The sequence below is a fragment of the Kitasatospora sp. NPDC087861 genome, from assembly GCF_044742585.1.
Taxonomy (GTDB): domain Bacteria; phylum Actinomycetota; class Actinomycetes; order Streptomycetales; family Streptomycetaceae; genus Kitasatospora.
On record NZ_JBIUUS010000005.1, the window covers coordinates 15978 to 33521 of the forward strand.

Annotated in this window: 15 protein-coding genes; 9 read left to right on the forward strand and 6 right to left on the reverse strand. The window is 75.0% G+C overall.

The genetic code is table 11. From position 1 onward, the window contains the following. Nucleotides 1-136 precede the first annotated feature (136 nt). Both ACIOJE_RS09540 and ACIOJE_RS09545 read left to right on the forward strand, forming a co-directional pair. On the forward strand, nt 137-1393 hold the full coding sequence (locus ACIOJE_RS09540; protein WP_400774682.1) for a sensor histidine kinase: 1257 nt from the start codon (nt 137-139) through the stop codon (nt 1391-1393). A gap of 44 nt (nt 1394-1437) precedes the next feature. Further along, nucleotides 1438-2097, forward strand: coding sequence for a response regulator transcription factor (locus ACIOJE_RS09545; RefSeq protein ID WP_280681217.1), 660 nt, complete (start codon nt 1438-1440; stop codon nt 2095-2097). A gap of 74 nt (nt 2098-2171) precedes the next feature. On the opposite strand, the gene ACIOJE_RS09550 is transcribed toward ACIOJE_RS09545, so the two are convergent. The 3 genes from ACIOJE_RS09550 to modA all read right to left on the reverse strand — a co-directional run bounded on the left by ACIOJE_RS09550 (nt 2172) and on the right by modA (nt 5123). Further along, nucleotides 2172-3272, reverse strand: a complete 1101-nt coding sequence (locus ACIOJE_RS09550) for an ABC transporter ATP-binding protein (protein ID WP_400774684.1) — start codon at nt 3270-3272, stop codon at nt 2172-2174. Between the two features lie 73 nt (nt 3273-3345). Beyond that, complete coding sequence (locus ACIOJE_RS09555) at nt 3346-4167, reverse strand: ABC transporter permease (RefSeq protein ID WP_280681218.1); 822 nt, start codon at nt 4165-4167, stop codon at nt 3346-3348. 98 nt (nt 4168-4265) lie between these two features. Continuing rightward, the gene (gene modA / locus ACIOJE_RS09560; RefSeq protein WP_400774687.1) at nt 4266-5123 is read right to left on the reverse strand and encodes a molybdate ABC transporter substrate-binding protein; all 858 of its coding nucleotides are present in this window, start codon (nt 5121-5123) and stop codon (nt 4266-4268) included. Between the two features lie 430 nt (nt 5124-5553). Here modA and ACIOJE_RS09565 point away from each other — a divergent pair, with 430 nt between their 5' ends. Beyond that, entirely contained in the window at nt 5554-6621 is a 1068-nt protein-coding gene (locus ACIOJE_RS09565; protein ID WP_280681114.1) for an RNA ligase (ATP), read from the forward strand. A 217-nt stretch (nt 6622-6838) separates the two neighbouring features. Here the strand turns inward: ACIOJE_RS09565 and ACIOJE_RS09570 are convergent, their stop codons facing one another. Continuing rightward, the gene (locus tag ACIOJE_RS09570) at nt 6839-7204 is read right to left on the reverse strand and encodes a hypothetical protein (protein WP_280681116.1); all 366 of its coding nucleotides are present in this window, start codon (nt 7202-7204) and stop codon (nt 6839-6841) included. Between the two features lie 228 nt (nt 7205-7432). Here ACIOJE_RS09570 and ACIOJE_RS09575 point away from each other — a divergent pair, with 228 nt between their 5' ends. Both ACIOJE_RS09575 and ACIOJE_RS09580 read left to right on the forward strand, forming a co-directional pair. Continuing rightward, nucleotides 7433-8179, forward strand: a complete 747-nt coding sequence (locus ACIOJE_RS09575) for an RNA polymerase sigma factor (RefSeq protein WP_400775112.1) — start codon at nt 7433-7435, stop codon at nt 8177-8179. A gap of 45 nt (nt 8180-8224) precedes the next feature. Then, nucleotides 8225-9190, forward strand: coding sequence for a hypothetical protein (locus ACIOJE_RS09580; protein WP_400774690.1), 966 nt, complete (start codon nt 8225-8227; stop codon nt 9188-9190). A 153-nt stretch (nt 9191-9343) separates the two neighbouring features. On the opposite strand, the gene ACIOJE_RS09585 is transcribed toward ACIOJE_RS09580, so the two are convergent. Further along, on the reverse strand, nt 9344-10747 hold the full coding sequence (locus tag ACIOJE_RS09585; protein WP_400774693.1) for a cation:dicarboxylate symporter family transporter: 1404 nt from the start codon (nt 10745-10747) through the stop codon (nt 9344-9346). 124 nt (nt 10748-10871) lie between these two features. Here ACIOJE_RS09585 and ACIOJE_RS09590 point away from each other — a divergent pair, with 124 nt between their 5' ends. The 4 genes from ACIOJE_RS09590 to ACIOJE_RS09605 all read left to right on the forward strand — a co-directional run bounded on the left by ACIOJE_RS09590 (nt 10872) and on the right by ACIOJE_RS09605 (nt 16606). Next, complete coding sequence (locus ACIOJE_RS09590; protein ID WP_400774695.1) at nt 10872-12629, forward strand: ATP-binding protein; 1758 nt, start codon at nt 10872-10874, stop codon at nt 12627-12629. After that, complete coding sequence (locus ACIOJE_RS09595; protein WP_400774698.1) at nt 12626-13375, forward strand: response regulator; 750 nt, start codon at nt 12626-12628, stop codon at nt 13373-13375. The genes ACIOJE_RS09590 and ACIOJE_RS09595 overlap by 4 nt, the downstream gene beginning before the upstream one ends. A 289-nt stretch (nt 13376-13664) precedes the next feature. Further along, on the forward strand, nt 13665-15044 hold the full coding sequence (locus tag ACIOJE_RS09600) for a diaminobutyrate--2-oxoglutarate transaminase family protein (RefSeq protein ID WP_400775114.1): 1380 nt from the start codon (nt 13665-13667) through the stop codon (nt 15042-15044). After that, nucleotides 15041-16606, forward strand: coding sequence for a pyridoxal phosphate-dependent decarboxylase family protein (locus ACIOJE_RS09605; RefSeq protein ID WP_400774700.1), 1566 nt, complete (start codon nt 15041-15043; stop codon nt 16604-16606). Before ACIOJE_RS09600 ends, ACIOJE_RS09605 begins: the two co-directional genes overlap by 4 nt. Before the next feature lie 82 nt (nt 16607-16688). Here the strand turns inward: ACIOJE_RS09605 and ACIOJE_RS09610 are convergent, their stop codons facing one another. Then, entirely contained in the window at nt 16689-17486 is a 798-nt protein-coding gene (locus ACIOJE_RS09610) for an inositol monophosphatase family protein (RefSeq protein WP_400775116.1), read from the reverse strand. Nucleotides 17487-17544: the final 58 nt, after the last annotated feature.

Sequence of the window (17544 nt, forward strand, 5' to 3'; positions counted from 1 at the left end):
CGGTGGTCACATTCGACCGGAGCGGGCCGGGTCGGCGGATCCCGCCGGGGTCGGGAGCCTCCTCCCTCCCGGGAGGGAGCGGACCGCGGACCGGCGGGGGAGCCCGGGGCGGGTGCTGACCTGGCAGGATGGCGCAATGCCCAGGATTCTCGCGCCACTGCTGGCCGGCGCCACGTATGCGCGCCTGCTGCACCTGCTGGTCGGGTGGATCTTCGCGGGCGTCGTCCTGATGATCTACCCGGGGACGTACCGGAAGGGCCTGGGCGAGATCCTGATCGCGAGCGTCACGCTGGACGCCGTCCTGCTCGCCCTGATCGCCCTCGTCCCCGCGGCCCGCCGCGCCGAGGGCGTGCAGGCGCGGCTGCTGCTGGTGCCCGACCGGGAGGAGGACATCGCCGCGGAGCCCTCCCGCACCTGGGCGGACCGGCGGCGCACCGCCGGCTGGCTGATCGGGCGGGTCGTGCTCGGTTCGGCGGTCGGGTTCGCGACGTCCTTCGGCCTCACCAGCGGCTTCGATCTGCTGACCGGGCCGGACGCGTTCTGGTACCTCCCGCTCGCCCCGCTGCTGGTGCTCGGCTACGGCTGGCTGGTGGTGTCCGCCGGGCGCCTTCAACTCGGCATGGCCGTAAGGCTGCTGGGGCCATCCCCGGTGGATCGGCTGGCGGAGGCGGAGCTGCGGGCCGAACGGCTGCTGGAACGCAACCGGTTGGCCCGTGAGCTGCACGATTCCATCGGCCACGCACTGACGGTGACGGTCCTTCAGGCGGGCGCCGCGCGCGAGGTCGGGGACCAGGCCTTCACCGCCAAAGCGCTCGAAGTCATCGAGGAGACCGGCCGCCGGGCCATGGAGGACCTCGAACGCACCCTCATCCTGCTCCGCGAGACGCCGGAGGGAGCAGCGACCGGTGGCAACGCGGTGACCGGCGGCGGAGCGGCCACCGAGCAGCCCGGCGTGGACCAGTTGCCGGCGCTCTTCGACACCGTCCGGGCGGCCGGGAGCCCGGTCGAGGCGCGGATCGAGGTGTCGGCGGGGATGCTGCCCGGGGTGCTCTCCCGCGAGTCCTACCGGATCGTCCAGGAGGGCGTCACCAACGCGCTCAAGTACGCGCCGGGCGAGCCGGTCAGCGTCCGGATCGCCGTTCAGGACGGGCGGTTGGAGCTGCGCTGCGCCAACCGGACGGCGGCCGGCACCCCCGACACGGGCGGCGCGGCGCGGCCCTCGGGTGGCCCGGCCCGGCCCGCGGCCGGCTCGGCGCGCAAGGGCGGCAAGGGGCTGCGCGGCATCCGGGAACGCGCCACGCTGCTCGGCGGGGAGGCCACGGCCGGGGCGTCGGACGACGGGAACGGGGAGTGGGTGCTCGCCGTCCGGCTGCCCCTACGCTTGGGCTCGTGACGAACGATCTTGCGGGAGACGGTCCGACGAGGGGCGCCGCCGGGATGACCGACATCCTGCTCGCCGACGACGAGGAACTGGTCCGGGCCGGGATGCGGGCCGTCCTGGAGGCCCAGGGGGACCTGCGGGTGGTCGGCGAGGCCGCCGACGGCGCCGACGCGGTGGCGCTGGCCCGCGCGCTGCGCCCGCACGTCGTGCTGATGGACGTCCGGATGCCGGTCCTGGACGGCCTGGCGGCGACCCGCGAGCTCCTGCGGCCCGGCTCGCCGGGGGAGCGGCCGCCGAAGATCCTGGTCGTCACCACCTTCGAGAACGACGACTACGTCTACCAGGCGCTGCGCGCGGGCGCCGACGGCTTCCTGCTGAAGCGCTCCCGCCCGGCCGAGATCGCCCACGCGGTACGGCTGGTGGCGGCGGGCGAGTCGCTGCTGTTCCCAACCACGATCCGCCGCCTCGCGGCCGGCCACGGCAATCAGGCCGCCCGCGAGACGATGAGCCGGGCGGCGTTGACCGAGCGCGAGGCGGAGGTGCTGCGGCTGGTCGCGCGCGGCCTCAGCAACGGGGAGATCGCCGAGCGGCTGTTCCTCGGCGTGCAGACGGTGAAGACCCACGTCAGCAGCGTGCTGGCGAAGCTCGGCGCGCGGGACCGCACCCAGGCGGTGATCGCCGCGTACGAGTCCGGCTTCGTCGAGCCCTCGGAGTAGCGCCCGGTCGGGCCGGGACGGGCCGGGTCGGGCCCAGGGCGGGCCCGGGACCGCCCCAGGCGGCGCGGCCGGATTCAGGCCGGGTAGGCGTGGGTCTGGGCGGCCTTGACCGAGGCCCAGACCGCGGATCCGGGCGCCAGGCCCAGCTCCGCGACGGCGGCCGGGGTGAGGTCGGCGGCCATCGGCAGGTCGCCCGCGAGGTCGGCGCGCACCTGGTCGCCGTGCAGGTCCAGGCCGGTGACCTCGACCTCCCACACGTTGCGCGCGCTGGACTGCGGCCGTTCGCGGTGCAGGGTCACGGCGGACGGCGGGAAGGCGACGAACGCCGGGCCGGTCAGCTCCTCGGTGGTGGCGAGCACCGTGCCGCTCGCGAGCGTGACCTGGTGGCCCTCGGCGGTGCCCTGGTACAGGTTGAGCCCGACCAGGCGGGCGATGTAGTCGGTGCGCGGGCGCCGGGCGACCTCCGCCGGGCCGCCGGACTGCACCTCGCGCCCGTCCTCGATCACCACCAGCCGGTCGGCCAGCACCATCGCGTCCAGCGGATCGTGCGTCACCAGCACCGCCACGGCCTCGAACTCGGCCAGATGGCGCCGCAGTTGGGCGCGTACGTCGAGCCGGGTGCGGGCGTCCAGGGCGGCCAGCGGCTCGTCCAGCAGCAGCAGCCGGGGGCGGACGGCCAGCGCCCGGGCCAGCGCCACCCGCTGGGCCTGGCCGCCGGAGAGGCCGCCGGGGCGCGCGGAGGCGTGGTCGGCCAGGCCCATCCGCTCCAGCCAGGCGGCCGCCTCGGCCCGGGCGGCGCGCTTGGGGCGGCCCTGGCAGCGCGGGCCGAAGGCGACGTTGTCGAGCGCGCTGAGGTGCGGGAAGAGCAGGTAGTCCTGGAACACCACGCCGACCGGGCGCTCCTCGGCGGGGGTGTGCACGCGCTGCCCGGGGTCCTCCAGCAGCCGGCCGTCCAGGCGCAGGTGGCCGCCGGTGAGCGGGAGCAGTCCGGCGAGGGCGCGCAGGGCGGTGGACTTGCCGGCGCCGTTCGGGCCGAGCAGCGCGATCACCTCGCCGGGGGCGGCGGTGAGGGCGAGGTCGAGGGTGAACGCGGCGCGGTCCACCCGTAGCCGGGCGTCGAGGGCGGGGGCGGCCTCGGGGGCGGGGACGGCGTCGGAGGCGGTGGCGGTGCTCATCGGGGCGGCGTCCAGGGGGTCGGGGCGGCGGTGGCCGTGTTCCGGTCGGGCGTCGCAGGGGTGCGCCGGGCCGTCACGGGGTCGACATCCAGCGGTCGCGCAGGCCGACCAGGACCGCGACGGAGACCACCAGCAGGACCAGAGAGAGCGCGATCGCCGCCTCCGGGTCTGACTCCATGGCGAGGTAGACGGCCAGCGGCATGGTCTGGGTACGGCCCGGGAAGTTACCCGCGAAGGTGATCGTGGCACCGAACTCGCCGAGCGCCCGGGCCCACGCGAGGACGGCCCCGGCGGCGATCCCCGGGGCGATCAGCGGCAGGGTCACCCGGCGGAACGCGGTCAGCCGGGAAGCACCCAGGGTCGCGGCCGCCTCCTCGTAGCGGGGGTCGGCGGCGCGCAGCGCGCCTTCCACGCTGATCACCAGGAACGGCATCGCCACGAACGCCTCGGCGATGACGACCCCGGTGGTGGTGAACGGCAGCGTGATGCCGAAGGCCGAGTCCAGCCAGGAGCCGACGATGCCGCGCCGCCCGAGGACCAGCAGCAGCGCCACACCGCCGACCACGGGCGGCAGTACCAGGGGCAGGGTGACCAGCGCCCGGATCACCCGCCGGCCCGGCAGCTCGGTGCGGGCGAGCAGCCAGGCCAGCGGGACGCCGAGGACCAGCGAGACCGCCGTGGCCGCCGTCGCGCAGATCAGCGACAGGCGCAGGGCGTCCCAGACGGCGGTGCTGGTGAGCTGCTCGGACAGGCCGCTCCAGGGCGCCCGGACCAGCAGGCCGACCAGCGGGAGGATCAGGAACGCCAGCCCGAGCAGCGCCGGGAGCAGCAGGGTGACCGGGACGCGGTGCGTACGCCGGCGCCGGCGTGGCAGGGCCTTCGCCGCTCCTGCCACGCCGGTCGGGCCGGGCCCGCCCCCCGGGCCGTTCCCGGCAGCGCCGTCGGGGGCGCCGTCGGGGCCGCTGTCGGGAGCGCTGTCGGTGGTGCGGTCGCTCACGGCGCCTGGAAGCCCGCCGCGGTGAGCACCTGCTTGGCCTCGGGCGACTGGACGTACGCGACGAAGGCGGCGGCGCCATCCTTGTTCGGCGCCTTGGCCAGCGCGGCGATCGGGTAGTCGTTCACGGCCTTGTCGGCCTCGGGGAAGTCCACACCGTCGATCTTCGCAGCATCCGACTTCACGTCGGTCTTGTACACCAGCGAGGCGTCGACCTCACCGAGTTCGACCTTGGTCAGCGCGCCCTTGACGTCCTGCTCCAGGGTGACCGGGGTGAGGTTGAGGTTGGCGGCCTTGAGCGCGGTCAGGGCGGCGGCGCCGCACGGCACCTCCTTCGCGCACAGCGCGACCTTCACGCCGGAGGCGGTGAGGTCGCTCAGGCCCGCGATGTGCTTGGGGTTGCCCTTGGGCACGGCGATGGTGAGCGTGTTCCTGACGAAGGTCTTCGGGTCGCCGCTCGCGCCGCCCGCGTCGGTGACGGTCTTCATGGTGGCCGGGCTGGCGGCGGCGAACACGTCCGCCGGGGCGCCCGAGTTGATGCTGGTGGCGAGGCTGGAGCTGCCGCCGAAGTTGAACGTGACCTTGGCGCCCGGGTTCGCGGCCTCGAACTTCTTGCCGAGCTCGGTGAAGGTCTCCTTGAGTGAGGCGGCGGCGAAGACGGTGATGCTGCCACCGGCCTTCGGGACGCTCCCGTCGCCGGTCGCCGACGAGGCCGAGGCACCCGCGGTCGAGGCCGGGGAGGCGGCGCCGGACTTGCTGCCGCCGTCGCTGCCGCAGGCAGTGGCCCCGAGGCCGAGGGCGAGGGCCGCCACGGCGGCGACGGCGACTCTGCGGGTGGTGGTCGTACGGGTGCTCATCGGGTGCTTCCCCTCCAGGGCGCGCGCCGGAAGGGGCGCGGGGATGCGGTCGCAGGTGCGGCCATTACGGTGATCATAGTGCCGCAAATGCGAGCGATAAATCCTCTGTCGCTTTGCACAGGGGCGGTACGGAGAGAGCGTCCGCCCGGCTGTGGGAAGGCTCAAACGTGCACGGACGGCGCCGGGGAGGGGTGGGGGCGGTGCCGCGCTCGGCACCGGGTCGGGCCAGGGGTGGGCCGGGGGCGGGCCGGGGGTGGGCCGGGGGCGGGCCGGGGGTGGGCCGGGGGCGGGCCGGGGGCACACCAGGGAAATTACGTCGCGCCGGGGGTGGCCGAGCGGACAGAGTGGGGCCGTTCGTACAGCAGTCCGCACGCAAGTCAGTACGCACCACCGGGGCCGAACGGCCCGGAAGAGGGGGAGGGGTCCGTCCATGTCCACGTTGCGCGTCACCGCCGAGAAGCTGGTCGTGCTGGAGCACCCGAACGCCGACGCGCTGGAGCTCGCGCAGGTCGGTCTCTACCGGGCGGTGGTCGCCAAGGGCCGGTACCGGACCGGCGACTACGCCGTCTACATCCCCGAACAGTCCGTCCTCCCGGCGGGGTTGATCGAGGAGCTGGGCCTGACGGGCAAGCTGGCCGGCAGCCGGGCCGACCGGGTGAGGGCCGTCCGGCTGCGCGGGGAACTGTCCCAGGGCATCGTCTGCCTGCCGGCCGCGCTCGCGGGCACCGACCTCGCGGACGCCGCAGAGCGGGGCGAGGACTTCGCCGAGCTGCTCGGAGTCGTCAAGTGGCAGCCGCCGGTACCGACGTCGATGAACGGGGACGTGGTCGGCGCGCCCGACCTGCTGCCCTGGGTCGACATCGAGAACCTCAAGCGCTATCCCGACGTCTTCGAGCCCGGCGAGCCGGTGGTGATCACCGAGAAGGTGCACGGCAGTTGCTGCCTGCTGACGTACACCGCCGCGACCGGCGAGGTCCGGGTGTCGTCCAAGGGCATCGGCGCGCAGGGGTTCGCGCTGGTCGAGGACGAGCGCAACCTGTACTGGCGGGCGGTGCGCGCGTACGACATCCCGGCGGTGGCGGCCCGGCTGGCCGAGCGGCTCGGCGCCGAGCGGGTCGGCGTCTTCGGCGAGGTCTTCGGCGCCGGGGTGCAGGACCTGACGTACGGGGCCTCGGGTCGCGCCGAACTGCCCGGGTACGCCGCGTTCGACGTGTCGGCCGTGGTGGACGGGCAGCTGGGCTGGTACTCCGCCGCCGAACTGCTGGACGGCGAACTGCCGTTGGTGCCCGAGCTGTGGCGGGGGCCGTTCGACGCGGAGACCGTGCTGGCGTTCGCCCAGGGCAGGGAGACCGTCTCCGGACGCGAACTCCACGTGCGCGAGGGCGTGGTGGTCCGGCCGGTGACCGAGCGCTGGAGCCTGGCGCTCGGCGGACGGGCGATCGCCAAGGTGGTCGGCGACGCCTACCTGACGCGCAAGGGCGGCACCGAGTACGAGTGATCCCCGTGGGGGAGGGGGTGTGGCGCGGGCTCGCGCCGGTTCGCCGGCCGCCGGGCATGCGACGGGCATACGACGGGCATGCGATGGGCATACGACGGGCTCGTTCGAACAGGGCGAGTGCCGCGACCGGGCGGCCTGAGGCCGCCCGGTCGCGGCGGGCAGGCGGCAGGGGTGCCGCCCCGCCGGGACGGCACCCCTGATCGGCCTTGCCGGTGGCTCAGCCCCGGGTCTGGAACACGATCTTGGTCCAGCTGGAGCCCGGGCAGTTCCCCCAGACGTCCCACGCCTGCGGCCGGGCGCCGATCCACAGGCCGGTGGTGTGCGAGCCGTTCGCACAGTAGGTGATGGTGCGCAGCTCGCCCGAGTAGACGTTGCAGTGGCCCACCCAGCGCCACCCGTAGTCGGCGGTGATGACGCAGTGGTAGGAGGCGGCGGCGACGGAGGCCCCGGTGGCCCCGGCGGTGATGGTCTGGTCGGCGGCGGGCGCGGCGGCGGCCGGCAGGGTGGTGGTTCCGAGCACGCCGAGAGTGGCGGCGGCGGCCACCCCGAACGTGGCGATCTTCCTGGAGATGCGACCTCGCATGGCGGTTCTCCTCGCTCAACGGTACTGATCGGGCGGTGCGTCCACGGCCGTCCGGATGCACGGGTGTGCGTGAGTTCCGCCATCCCGTCCGGCCGATGACGTATTGCACACGAATGACTGCGGACGGTGAGACGACGAACTATGATGTGAGCCGCGTCACAGTCCGTCCCGATGGGCCGTGGCCTGCCCAACTGGGTGTCAGGGGTGCCGATTTCCGGGGAGAACGGCATGGCGGATTGCGGCGGTCGGTGTGGCGGCGGGCGCGGGGGCGACTCCGGTGAGGACTTCGACCTGGGGCCTGCCGATCGTCAATCGGCCGATTTCAACCGGGTGTTCACGGAATTGCTGCCGAGACTCCACCTCGCGGCCGCGTCGCTCACCGGGTGCGCGCTCGCCGCCGGGGACGTGGTGCACGACGCGTACCTGCGGATCTCCCGCCAGCCGGAGCGGTTCCTGAGCCATCCGCAGCCGTACGCCTACGTCTTCACCACGATGGCGAACCTCCTGCGCGACCAGTGGCGTCGGGAGCGTCGGCGGGCGGTGCTCCCGGATCCGCCCGGGGTGATCGAGCGGGAGCAGGGGCGGGCGGTGGCCGACCAGCCGTCCGGCGGGATGGCCGAGTTGCAGGCGCGCTGGGAGGTGCTGCGGCTGCTGGACTGTCTGACCGCCAAGCAGGCCAGGGTGGTGGCGCTGGTCGACCTCGACGGCTACACCGTCGACGAGGCCGCCGAGCTGCTGGGCCTGCACCGCAGCACCCTGGCCGTCACCCGGCGCCGCGCGCACCGGAGGCTGCGCGCCGTCCTGGAGCGCGAGCGCGAGCGCGGGTGCGAGCGCGGGCCGGGGTCCGCGTCCGGGCAGGGGTCCGCGTCCGGAGCGGGGGGCGACTCGGGGGCAGGGGGTGACGCGGGAGCGGGCGTGGGGCGGGAGTCGGGACCCGAGTCGCGGCCCGGGGCCGGGGTCGACGCACCGGACTGACGGGAAGTCAGCTGATGTGCCACCCAGGCCCGTACGCTGAAAATCGTGATCACGTACGAGGACCACCGCCTCCATGCCCTGGCCGACGACGGTCGCTGGCCCGAACTGCTGGCCGCCTACCGGCAGGGTCGGGCGGCAGCCGTGGAGCGGGCCGGGGAGGAGTCCGCGGCGGCGTTGACCGCGCCGCTCGGCCACCTGATCGCCTACTCGGCGCCGCCGGAGCTGGCCGTCCGCCTGTTCGACCGGGACGGCGGTCCGGGGACCGCGGCCGGGGTCGCCGACCACGACGCCGGTCCGCTCTGGGAGGTGCTGGCGACCCGGCACTCCTGGCTGCGGCTGGCCCCGCTGCTGGTCCCGGCCCCGGTGCGCCGACTGGTCGCGCAGACCCGGGTGCTGCTCGGCGAGGACCTCTCGTACGGGGCCGAGCCGGACCTGGAGGGCGTGCCGCTGTCGCTGGAACCGTGGGAGGCGGCGGGGTGGGAGGAGGGGGCGCGGGTGCGTCAGTACCTGCCCTGCGGGGGAGCGCGCAGCGCGCTGCTGACCCTGCCGACCAGCCGGGAGGGCCTGGGCGAGGTGCTGCTGCCCGAGCCGGGCGTGCGGCTGGGCGGGCAGCAGGCCACCCGGGCGCTGGCCGCGCTGGCGGACTGGGCGGAGGTGGTCTGCGTCCGGGGCCCGGCCCCGCAGGCGGCGGCCCAACTGGCCCGCGGAGCCCGGGTCACCGGCGGGTACCTGCCGTTCGCGCTCGCCTACCCCGCGCTGGTGCAGGCCGCCGTCGTGGACCGCGAGAGCGGCACGGCGCACGGACGGCTGGCGCTCTGGCGCGCGCTGACCGCGATGGCCGGCGCGGACGGCCCGAACGGTCCGGACCGGGCCGAGGTCGACGCGCTGGTGGCCCGGATGCGCTGCTTCACCTGGCACGAGCCGGCGGCCGGGCTGCGCCATCTGCACGTCGCGCTGGAGGATCCGGCCTGCGGCCTGTCCTGGGCGGTGAGCGGCTCCGAGGAGCTGTGACGGCGGCGTCGGCTCCACGCGTCGGCATTGCGCGTCGGCTCTACACGCTGCCGGACGCGCCGCCGGACGCGCCGCCGGACGTGCGGAACCCCCGGTCCGGCGCCGTTTCCGGGGGAGGTGGTGGCGCCGGACCGGGGGAGTGGAGGGGGCCGCTCAGGTGGCCGTGCCCGCACCGCCCTGGGCGGGGACGGCCTCCGGCGGCGCCGGGGCGGCCTCGGGGGCCGTACTCGGACCGTCGTGCGTGTCGACCAGGGTCCGCTCGTCGAACGGCACCTCGCCGGCCAGCACCCGACGGGCGCGGTCCGCGTCGAGCTCGCCGGTCCAGTGCCCGATCAGGACGGTGGCGACGGCGTTGCCCGCGAAGTTGGTGAGCGCCCGGGCCTCGGACATGAAGCGGTCGATACCGACGATCAGGCCGACGCCGTCCACCAGGGCGGGCTTGTGCGACTGCAGCCCGCCGGCCAGGGTGGCCAGCCCGGCGCCGGTGACCCCGGCGGCGCCCTTGCTGGCGATCACCATGAACACCAGCAGTGAGAGCTGCTCGCTGATCGACATCGGCTTGTCCATCGCCTCGGAGATGAAGATCGAGGCCATGGTGAGGTAGATGGCGGTGCCGTCGAGGTTGAAGCTGTAGCCGGTCGGCACGGTGATGCCGACGACCGGGCGGCTGACTCCGAGGTGCTCCATCTTGGCGATCAGGCGGGGCAGCGCGCTCTCGGAGGAGGAGGTGGAGACGATCAGCAGGAACTCGCGGCCCAGGTAGCGCAGCAGCGCGAACACGTTGACCCCGGCGATCAGCCGCAGCATGGCGCCCAGCACCACGACGACGAACAGCGCGCAGGTGGCGTAGAAGCCGATCATGATGACGGCGAGGCTCTTCAGCGCGGCCGTGCCGGTCGCCCCGACGACGGCGGCCATCGCCCCGAAGGCGCCGATCGGCGCCGCCCACATGATCATCGACATGACCCGGAAGACCAGCCGCTGCACGTGCTCGATCCCGCGCAGCACCGGGGCGCCGACCGGGCCCATCGCCTGCAGGGCGAAGCCGGCGAGCAGCGCGACCAGCAGGGTCTGCAGCACCTTGCCCTCGGTGAGGGCCGAGAACATGGTGGTGGGGATCATGCCGAGCAGGAAGTCGGCGGTCGACTGGGCGCCGCCGGCCGTCGCCTGGGCGTGGCCGGACTTCGCGAGCGCGGCGGTCAGGTGCAGGCCGCCGCCGGGCTCCAGCAGGTTGCCGACGACCAGGCCGATGGCCAGCGCGACGGTCGACATGGCGAGGAAGTAGCCGAGGGCGAGCCCGCCGACCTTGCCGACCTTGGCGGCCTTGGTGACGGAGCCGATACCCAGCACGATGGTGCAGAAGATCACCGGGCTGATCATCATCTTGATCAGGTTGACGAAGCCGGTTCCGACCGGCTTCAACTCCACGGCGAAGCCGGGGGCGGCCAGCCCGACCACCACGCCCGCGACCACGGCGGCGATGACGGCGAGATAGAGGTAGTGGGTCCGATCCTTGCGTCTGGATCCCCCCGCCGGTGCGGCACCAACGATCGACATCTGCGGCTCCTTCGCCGTGCAGTCCTGGCGGCCCCGGGTGGTGGGCCGCTCCGACTATCGGGCCTGGGAGTGACGGAGGTCACGTTTGCGTTCATAGAGTTCACGGTCGTGCACACTGGCAGGCATGTCCGAGCGCACCGCCCCCGCACCCTCGCGCCGACGGCTCCCGGTGCCCCGCGGGCTGGTCCGCAGCCTGGCCGGGCAACTCTTCGTCGTCCAGGTGGTCATCGTCGCCGCCGTGGTGGCGGGCGGCGCGGTGCTCGCGTACCTCTTCACCGCCGGCCGCACCGAGGACGCGGCCCGCCGTCAGGTCACCGCCGTCGCCCACGCCGTCGCCGACTCGCCGTCCGTCCGGGCCGCCGTCACCGGGCCGGACCCGACCGCGGTGCTCCAGCCGTACGTCGAGCAGGTGCGCGTGGACACCGGGGTCTCGTTCATCACCGTCATGGACACCGACGGCGTGCGCTGGACCCACCCGCTGGCCGAGCAGATCGGCAAGCGCTACCTCGGGCACATCGACTGGGCGCTCGCGGGGCAGACCCGCAGCGAGACGTACACCGGCACGCTCGGCCCGTCCGTCCGGGTGGTCACGCCGGTGCTGGACGACCGGCACCAGGTGATCGCGCTGGTCAGTGTGGGCCTCACGGTGGAGTCCATCTCCGCGCAGCTGAGCGGCCCGCTGCTCGCCCTGGTCGGGGTGGCGGTGATCGCGCTCGCGGTCGGCGGCGTCGGCACCTACCTCGCCAACTCCCGCCTGCGGCGGCACACCCACGGCATGGGGCCGGCCGAACTCAGCCACCTCTACGAGTACCACCAGGCGACCCTGCGCTCGGTGCGCGAGGGCCTGATCCTGCTGGACCGCGCGCACCGGGTGGTGCTGTGCAACGACGCCGCCCGCGAACTGCTCGGGCTGGACGGCGACGTGGACGGACGACCGGTCGCGGAGCTGGGGCTTCCGCAGGCGCTGGTCTCGGCCGTGCTCGGGGACGAGCCGGTCCGCGACGAGGTGCACCTGACCGCCGAGCGGGTGGTGGTGCTCAACACCTCCACCATCGGCACCGGGCTCGGCCGCGTCGTCACCCTGCGCGACCACACCGAACTCCAGTCGCTCAGTGGCGAGTTGGACTCCGTTCGCGGCTTCACCGAGGCTCTCGGGGCGCAGGCGCACGAGGCGGCCAACCGGCTGCACGCCGTCGTCTCCCTGGTCGAACTCGGCCGCCACGAACAGGCGGTGGAGCTCGCCACCGCCGAGCTCGAACTCGCCCAGCAGCTCACCGACCGGGTCGTCGCGGCGGTCGGCGAACCGGTGCTGGCCGCGCTTCTGCTCGGCAAGGCGGCCCAAGCGGCGGAGCGCGGCGTGGAGTTGACCCTCACCGAGGACAGTCGGATCGACGACGGGGTGCTGCCGCCCGGGCTCTCCGCGCGGGATCTGATCACCGTCCTCGGAAACCTGATCGACAACGCCGTGGACGCCGCCATCGCCGGGGCCGCGCAGAGCCCGGTGCCGCCGGAGGTGACCGTCACCGCGCGGATCGACGCCGGGGTCGGGAGCGGCGAGGTCGGGGATGGGGCCGCGGATGGTGGGGTCGGGGACGGTCGGGCCGGGGGTGGCGGGGCCGGGGACGGTGGCGGCGGGTGCCTGCTGCTGCGGGTCGCCGACACCGGGGCGGGGATCGACCCGGCCGCCGTCGAGGACGTCTTCCGGCGCGGCTGGAGCACCAAGCAGGACGGGCACGGGCACGGCCTCGGGCTGGCCCTGGTGGCCCAGGCCGCCCGGCGCAACGGCGGCACCGTCGAGGTCGGACGCGAGCGGGGCGCGGTGCTCACCGTCCGGTTGCCGCTCGCCGGGCTGCCCGGGCAGCGGGAAGGAGCGTCGAGGTGACCGACCTGGCCGCCCTGCCGGGGATCTCGGTGCTGGTCGTCGAGGACGACCCCGTGGCCGCCGCCGCGCACACCCTCTACGTCGAGCGCGAACCCGGTTTCCGCGCCGTCGGGACGGTCCACAGCTGCGCCGACGCGCTGCGTTTCCTGGAGCGCGCCCGCGCCGCCGGGACGCCCGTCGACCTCACCCTGCTCGACCTCTACCTGCCGGACGGCCACGGCCTCCAGCTCTGCCGCTCGCTGCGCGCCGCCGGCCACACCACCGACGTCATCGCGGTGACCTCGGCCCGCGACCTCGCGATGGTCCGGCAGGCCGTGTCGGCGGGCGTGGTCCAGTACCTGCTGAAACCCTTCAGCGCCGCCGCCCTGCACGACCGTCTGGAACGCTACGCCCGTTACCGCGACAGTCTCGGGCGCACCGGCGAGGCGACCGGCCAGGACGAGGTCGACCAGGCGTTCGCCCTGCTCCGCACGCCCGAGCGCAGCAGCCTCCCCAAGGGGCTGAGCGCGCCCACGCTGGACGCCGTCGCCTCCGTGCTGCGCGAGGCGGCGACGGGCCTGTCCGCCGCCGCCGCGGGCGCCGCCGCCGGGGTCTCCCGGATCACCGCGCGCCGGTACCTCGAACACCTCGTCGACACCGGGCGCGCGGTGCGGGAGCCGCAGTACGGGAGCGTCGGGCGGCCGGAGCTCTGCTACCGGTGGAGGGGGGACGCGCCGCCTGCGGGCCGACGGGGTGTGGGGGCGTGACCTTTTGGCCGGTCGCTCGTTGGCAGGACCGGGGGGAGGTTCACCCGCTCGGGTGGTTCTGGGCGACTCGGGGTATCTCGCCAGGTCGGTGGCGATAAAGTTAGGCTTACCTAACTTCTTCTGGGGGTTCGCCTTGTCGCTCGCCGCCGTTCCCGCCCAGGCCCCCGCCTCCGTCTCCGGAGCGGCCGGGGCCGTCGGCGCCACTGGTGCCGCTGCCGTCGGAGTCGCGGGTGCCGTCGGAGCCTCGGGTGTCGCCGGTGCCGCCGGTGTCCCGGCCTCCGGCGAGGCCATCCTGCGCCGCCAGCGCGTACGCGAGTCCGCCGCCCGGACGTACGCCCGGTCCTTCCCGATCGTCCCCGTGCGGGCCAACGGCATGACCGTCGAGGGCGCCGACGGGCGGCGCTACCTGGACTGCCTCTCCGGCGCCGGGACGCTCGCCCTCGGACACAACCACCCGGTGGTGCTGGAGGCGATCCGCCGCACGCTCGACAGCGGCGCCCCGCTGCACCTGCTCGACCTCGCCACCGCCGAGAAGGACGACTTCACCAGCGCGCTGTTCGAGAGCCTGCCCGCCGAGTTCGCCGCCGGCGCCCGCGTCCACTTCTGCGGCCCCGCCGGGACGGACGCCGTCGAGGCCGCGCTCAAGCTGATGCAGACCGCCACCGGCCGGTCCGGCGCGCTCGCCTTCACCGGCGCCTACCACGGCATGACCGCCGGAGCCCTGGCGCTCACCGGCAACGTCGCCGTCAAGGAACCGCTGCCGAGCGGCGGCGAGGTCGTCCGGCTGCCCTACCCGTACGGCTACCGTTGCCCGTTCGGCGTCGGCGGCGAGGCGGGCGCCGACCTCGCCGCGACCTACGTCGAGCGGCTGCTGGACGACCCCGCGGGCGGCGTCGTCCCGCCCGCCGCGATGATCCTGGAGGCCGTGCAGGGCGAGGGCGGCGTCGTCCCCGCGCCCGACGGCTGGCTGCGCGAGATGCGCCGGATCACCGCCGAACGGGGCATCCCGCTGATCGTCGACGAGGTGCAGACCGGTGTCGGCCGCACCGGGGCGATGTGGGCCGTCGAGCACAGCGGCATCGTCCCGGACGCGATGGTGCTCTCCAAGGCCATCGGCGGCAGCCTGCCGCTCGCCGTCGTCGTCTACCGCGAGGACTACGACGGCTGGCGGCCCGGCGCCCACACCGGCACCTTCCGCGGCAACACCCTCGCCATGGCCGCCGGAGCCGCCACCCTGCGCCACGTCGCCGCCCACGGGCTGGTCGAACGCGCCGCCGTCGTCGGCGAGCGGATGGCCGCCCGGCTGCGCGACCTCGCCGCCGAGCTGCCGGTGATCGGCGACGTGCGCGGGCGGGGCCTGATGCTCGGCGTCGAACTCGTCGACCCCGCCGCCGAACCGGACGCCTGCGGGGCCCGCCCGGCCGACCCGGCGCTCGCCCTCCGGGTCCGGGAGGCCTGCCTGGCGCGCGGGCTGATCGTCGAACTCGGCGGCCGCCACGACGCGGTGCTGCGACTGCTCCCGCCGCTCACCATCACCGACGAGCAGGTCGCCGCCGTCCTCGACCGGCTCGCCGACGCGATCGCGACTGCCGCGGCGGATCCGGCGGCGTCGGTGGCGGTGGCGGTGGCCGGTGACCGTGACGCTCCCGCGGTCCGGGGTGCCGAATGAGCGCCGCGGCGGGTGCGGGTGCGGGCGCGGGTGACGGTTCCGGGGCTGTCGGCGCCGGGGCCGGTGCTTCCTCCGAACTGCCGTGCGGCCCGGCCCCGTTGGACGCCCTCGCGGGCGGCGTCGGCGGGCCCGGGGCGCTCGGGCCGCTGCTGGCCGCCGTCCTGGACGCGCTCGACAACGGCATCGCGCTGCGCGGCGGGCCGTTGCCCGCAGGCAGCCCGGCCGAGATCGGCGCACTGGTCGCCGACGGCCTGGCGGGCGCCCACGGGCCCGGCGCGCTCGCCCGCCTCACCGAACTCCTCGCCTACGGCGCCGCCGACCCCGCCGACCCCGCCTGCGCCGCCCACCTGCACTGCCCTCCGCTCGCCGTGGCCGTCGCCGCCGACCTCGCGGTCAGCGCCCTCAACCCCTCCCAGGACTCCTGGGACCAGGCCCCCGCCGCCACCGCCCTGGAGACCGCCCTCCTCGCCGAGCTCGCCGCCCTGGTCGGCTACGACCCGGCCCGCGCCGCCGGCGTCCTCACCTCGGGCGGCACCGAGTCCAACCTCATGGGCCTGATGCTGGCCCGCGACCGGAAGCTGGACGGCATCGTCGAGTTGGACGGCATCCCGACCGGAGTCCGGCCGTGCATCGTCGCCTCCGAGGCCGCGCACTTCTCCGTCCAGCGCTCCGCCGCCCTGCTCGGGCTCGGCGAGCGCGCCGTGGTCGCCGTCCCGGTCGACCGGCAACTCCGCATGGAACCAAAGGAGTTGGAACGGACCCTGGCTGCGGCCAGCTGGGCCGGACGCACCCCGATCGCCGTCGTCGCCACCGCCGGCACCACCGACACCGGCGGCGTCGACCCGCTGCACGTCGCCGCCGACCTGGCCGGCCGCTACGGCGCCTGGCTGCACGTCGACGCCGCGTACGGCGGCGGCGCGCTGCTCTCCGACCGGCTGGCCCCGCTCCTCGACGGCATCGAGCGCGCCGACTCCGTCTCCCTCGACTGGCACAAGCTCGGCTGGCAACCCGCCGCCGCCGGCGTCTTCCTGGTCCGCCGCGCCGAGACCTACGTCTCGCTCGCCCGTCGCGCCGAGTACCTCAACCCCGTCGACGACGAGCAGGCCGGCTACCCCAGCCTGCTCGGCCGCTCGCTGCGCACCACCAGGCGGGCCGACGCCTTCAAGCTCGCCGTCACCCTGCGCACCCTCGGCCGCGACGGGCTCGGCCGGCTGGTCGACGCCTGCCACGAACTCGCCCGGTCCGCCGCCGAGGCCGTCCGCGCCGAACCGTCGCTCGAACTCCACGCCGAACCCGTGCTGACCGCCTTACTGTTCCGCTACCGGCCGCCGGGCCTGACGGACGAGGCGGCCGTCGACGAACTCAACGGCCGGCTGCGCCGGTTGCTGCTGCGCACCGGGCGGGCGGTGGTCGGGCGGACCGAGCTGCCGGGCGAGGGGCCCGGCCGGGTGCGGCTCAAGCTCACCCTGCTCAACCCGCACGCCACGGCGGGGGAGGTGCGCGCGCTGGTGCGCGAGGTGGTGAGCGCGGGCCGGAAGGCTGCGGGGGACCGGGCGGGTTAGAGCCTGCCCGGGTGCCGTTCGCTGCCTCAACGCCCGACCCGGTGCAGGGAACCCGGCTCGGACGGGCCCTGGATGGTTCAGGTCAGTCGCTCAGGAGGACGGCGCGGGTGAGCTCCCAGGTCTGCGGATCGGCGGCGACCAGCAGGCCGTCCTCGCAGCCGGGCGCCTCGGGGCGGTAGGGGCTGCCGTCGAGTCGGGCGGAGATGCCGCCGGCCTCGGTGACGAGCAGGGAGCCGGGGGCGTGGTCCCAGGGGAGGGTGCGCCAGTAGAGGAGGAAGTCGAAGCGGCCCTCGACGAGGTCCGGGTACTCGATCCCGGCGGCGTGCCGGCCGGGGGAGATCTCGCCGAAGGCCGACTCGTTGGCCTGCAGGCGCCGACGGTGTTCCGGGTCGAGGTAGCGGCTCTTCACGGATCCGCGCAGCTTCGCGGCGTCGTGCGGCGCCGGCGGACGGGTCAGACGCAGGCCGTCGCGCCAGGCTCCGGAGCCCAGTTCGGCGCAGTAGGCGGTGGCGGTGGCGGGCTGCCAGATCCAGGAGGCGACGGTCCGTCCGCTGCGGACGAGGGAGCACATCACGGCGTACTCGGGGCGGCCGGCGACGAAGTTGGCGGTGCCGTCGACCGGGTCGACCAGCCAGGCGGCGGGCTCGTCGTGGAGGGCCTGGGCGAGTGCGGGGTCGGCGGAGACCGCCTCCTCGCCGACCACGGGGACGGGCAGCAGCTCGCGCAGACGGCGGGCGATGATCGCCTCGGCCTCGCGGTCGGCGACCGTCACGACCTCGCCGGGCGCCTTCTCCATCACCTCGCCGGCGGCCAGCGCCCGGAAGCGCGGCTCCACCACCTCGGCCGACGCCTCGGCGAGTATCTCCGCCACCTTGTCCATCAGCACGTTCGCGCTCCCTTCGCTGCCTACCACTGTCGCACGAGTGGCCGCAGGCGAC

Coding starts and splice junctions, on each gene's coding strand:
- ACIOJE_RS09540 (WP_400774682.1), top strand. CDS start 137: ATGCCCAGGATTCTCGCGCCACTGCTGGCCGGCGCCACGTATGCGCGC.
- ACIOJE_RS09545 (WP_280681217.1), top strand. CDS start 1,438: ATGACCGACATCCTGCTCGCCGACGACGAGGAACTGGTCCGGGCCGGG.
- ACIOJE_RS09550 (WP_400774684.1), bottom strand. CDS start 3,272: ATGAGCACCGCCACCGCCTCCGACGCCGTCCCCGCCCCCGAGGCCGCC.
- modA (WP_400774687.1), bottom strand. CDS start 5,123: ATGAGCACCCGTACGACCACCACCCGCAGAGTCGCCGTCGCCGCCGTG.
- ACIOJE_RS09565 (WP_280681114.1), top strand. CDS start 5,554: ATGTCCACGTTGCGCGTCACCGCCGAGAAGCTGGTCGTGCTGGAGCAC.
- ACIOJE_RS09570 (WP_280681116.1), bottom strand. CDS start 7,204: ATGCGAGGTCGCATCTCCAGGAAGATCGCCACGTTCGGGGTGGCCGCC.
- ACIOJE_RS09575 (WP_400775112.1), top strand. CDS start 7,433: ATGGCGGATTGCGGCGGTCGGTGTGGCGGCGGGCGCGGGGGCGACTCC.
- ACIOJE_RS09585 (WP_400774693.1), bottom strand. CDS start 10,747: ATGTCGATCGTTGGTGCCGCACCGGCGGGGGGATCCAGACGCAAGGAT.
- ACIOJE_RS09590 (WP_400774695.1), top strand. CDS start 10,872: ATGTCCGAGCGCACCGCCCCCGCACCCTCGCGCCGACGGCTCCCGGTG.
- ACIOJE_RS09605 (WP_400774700.1), top strand. CDS start 15,041: ATGAGCGCCGCGGCGGGTGCGGGTGCGGGCGCGGGTGACGGTTCCGGG.
- ACIOJE_RS09610 (WP_400775116.1), bottom strand. CDS start 17,486: ATGGACAAGGTGGCGGAGATACTCGCCGAGGCGTCGGCCGAGGTGGTG.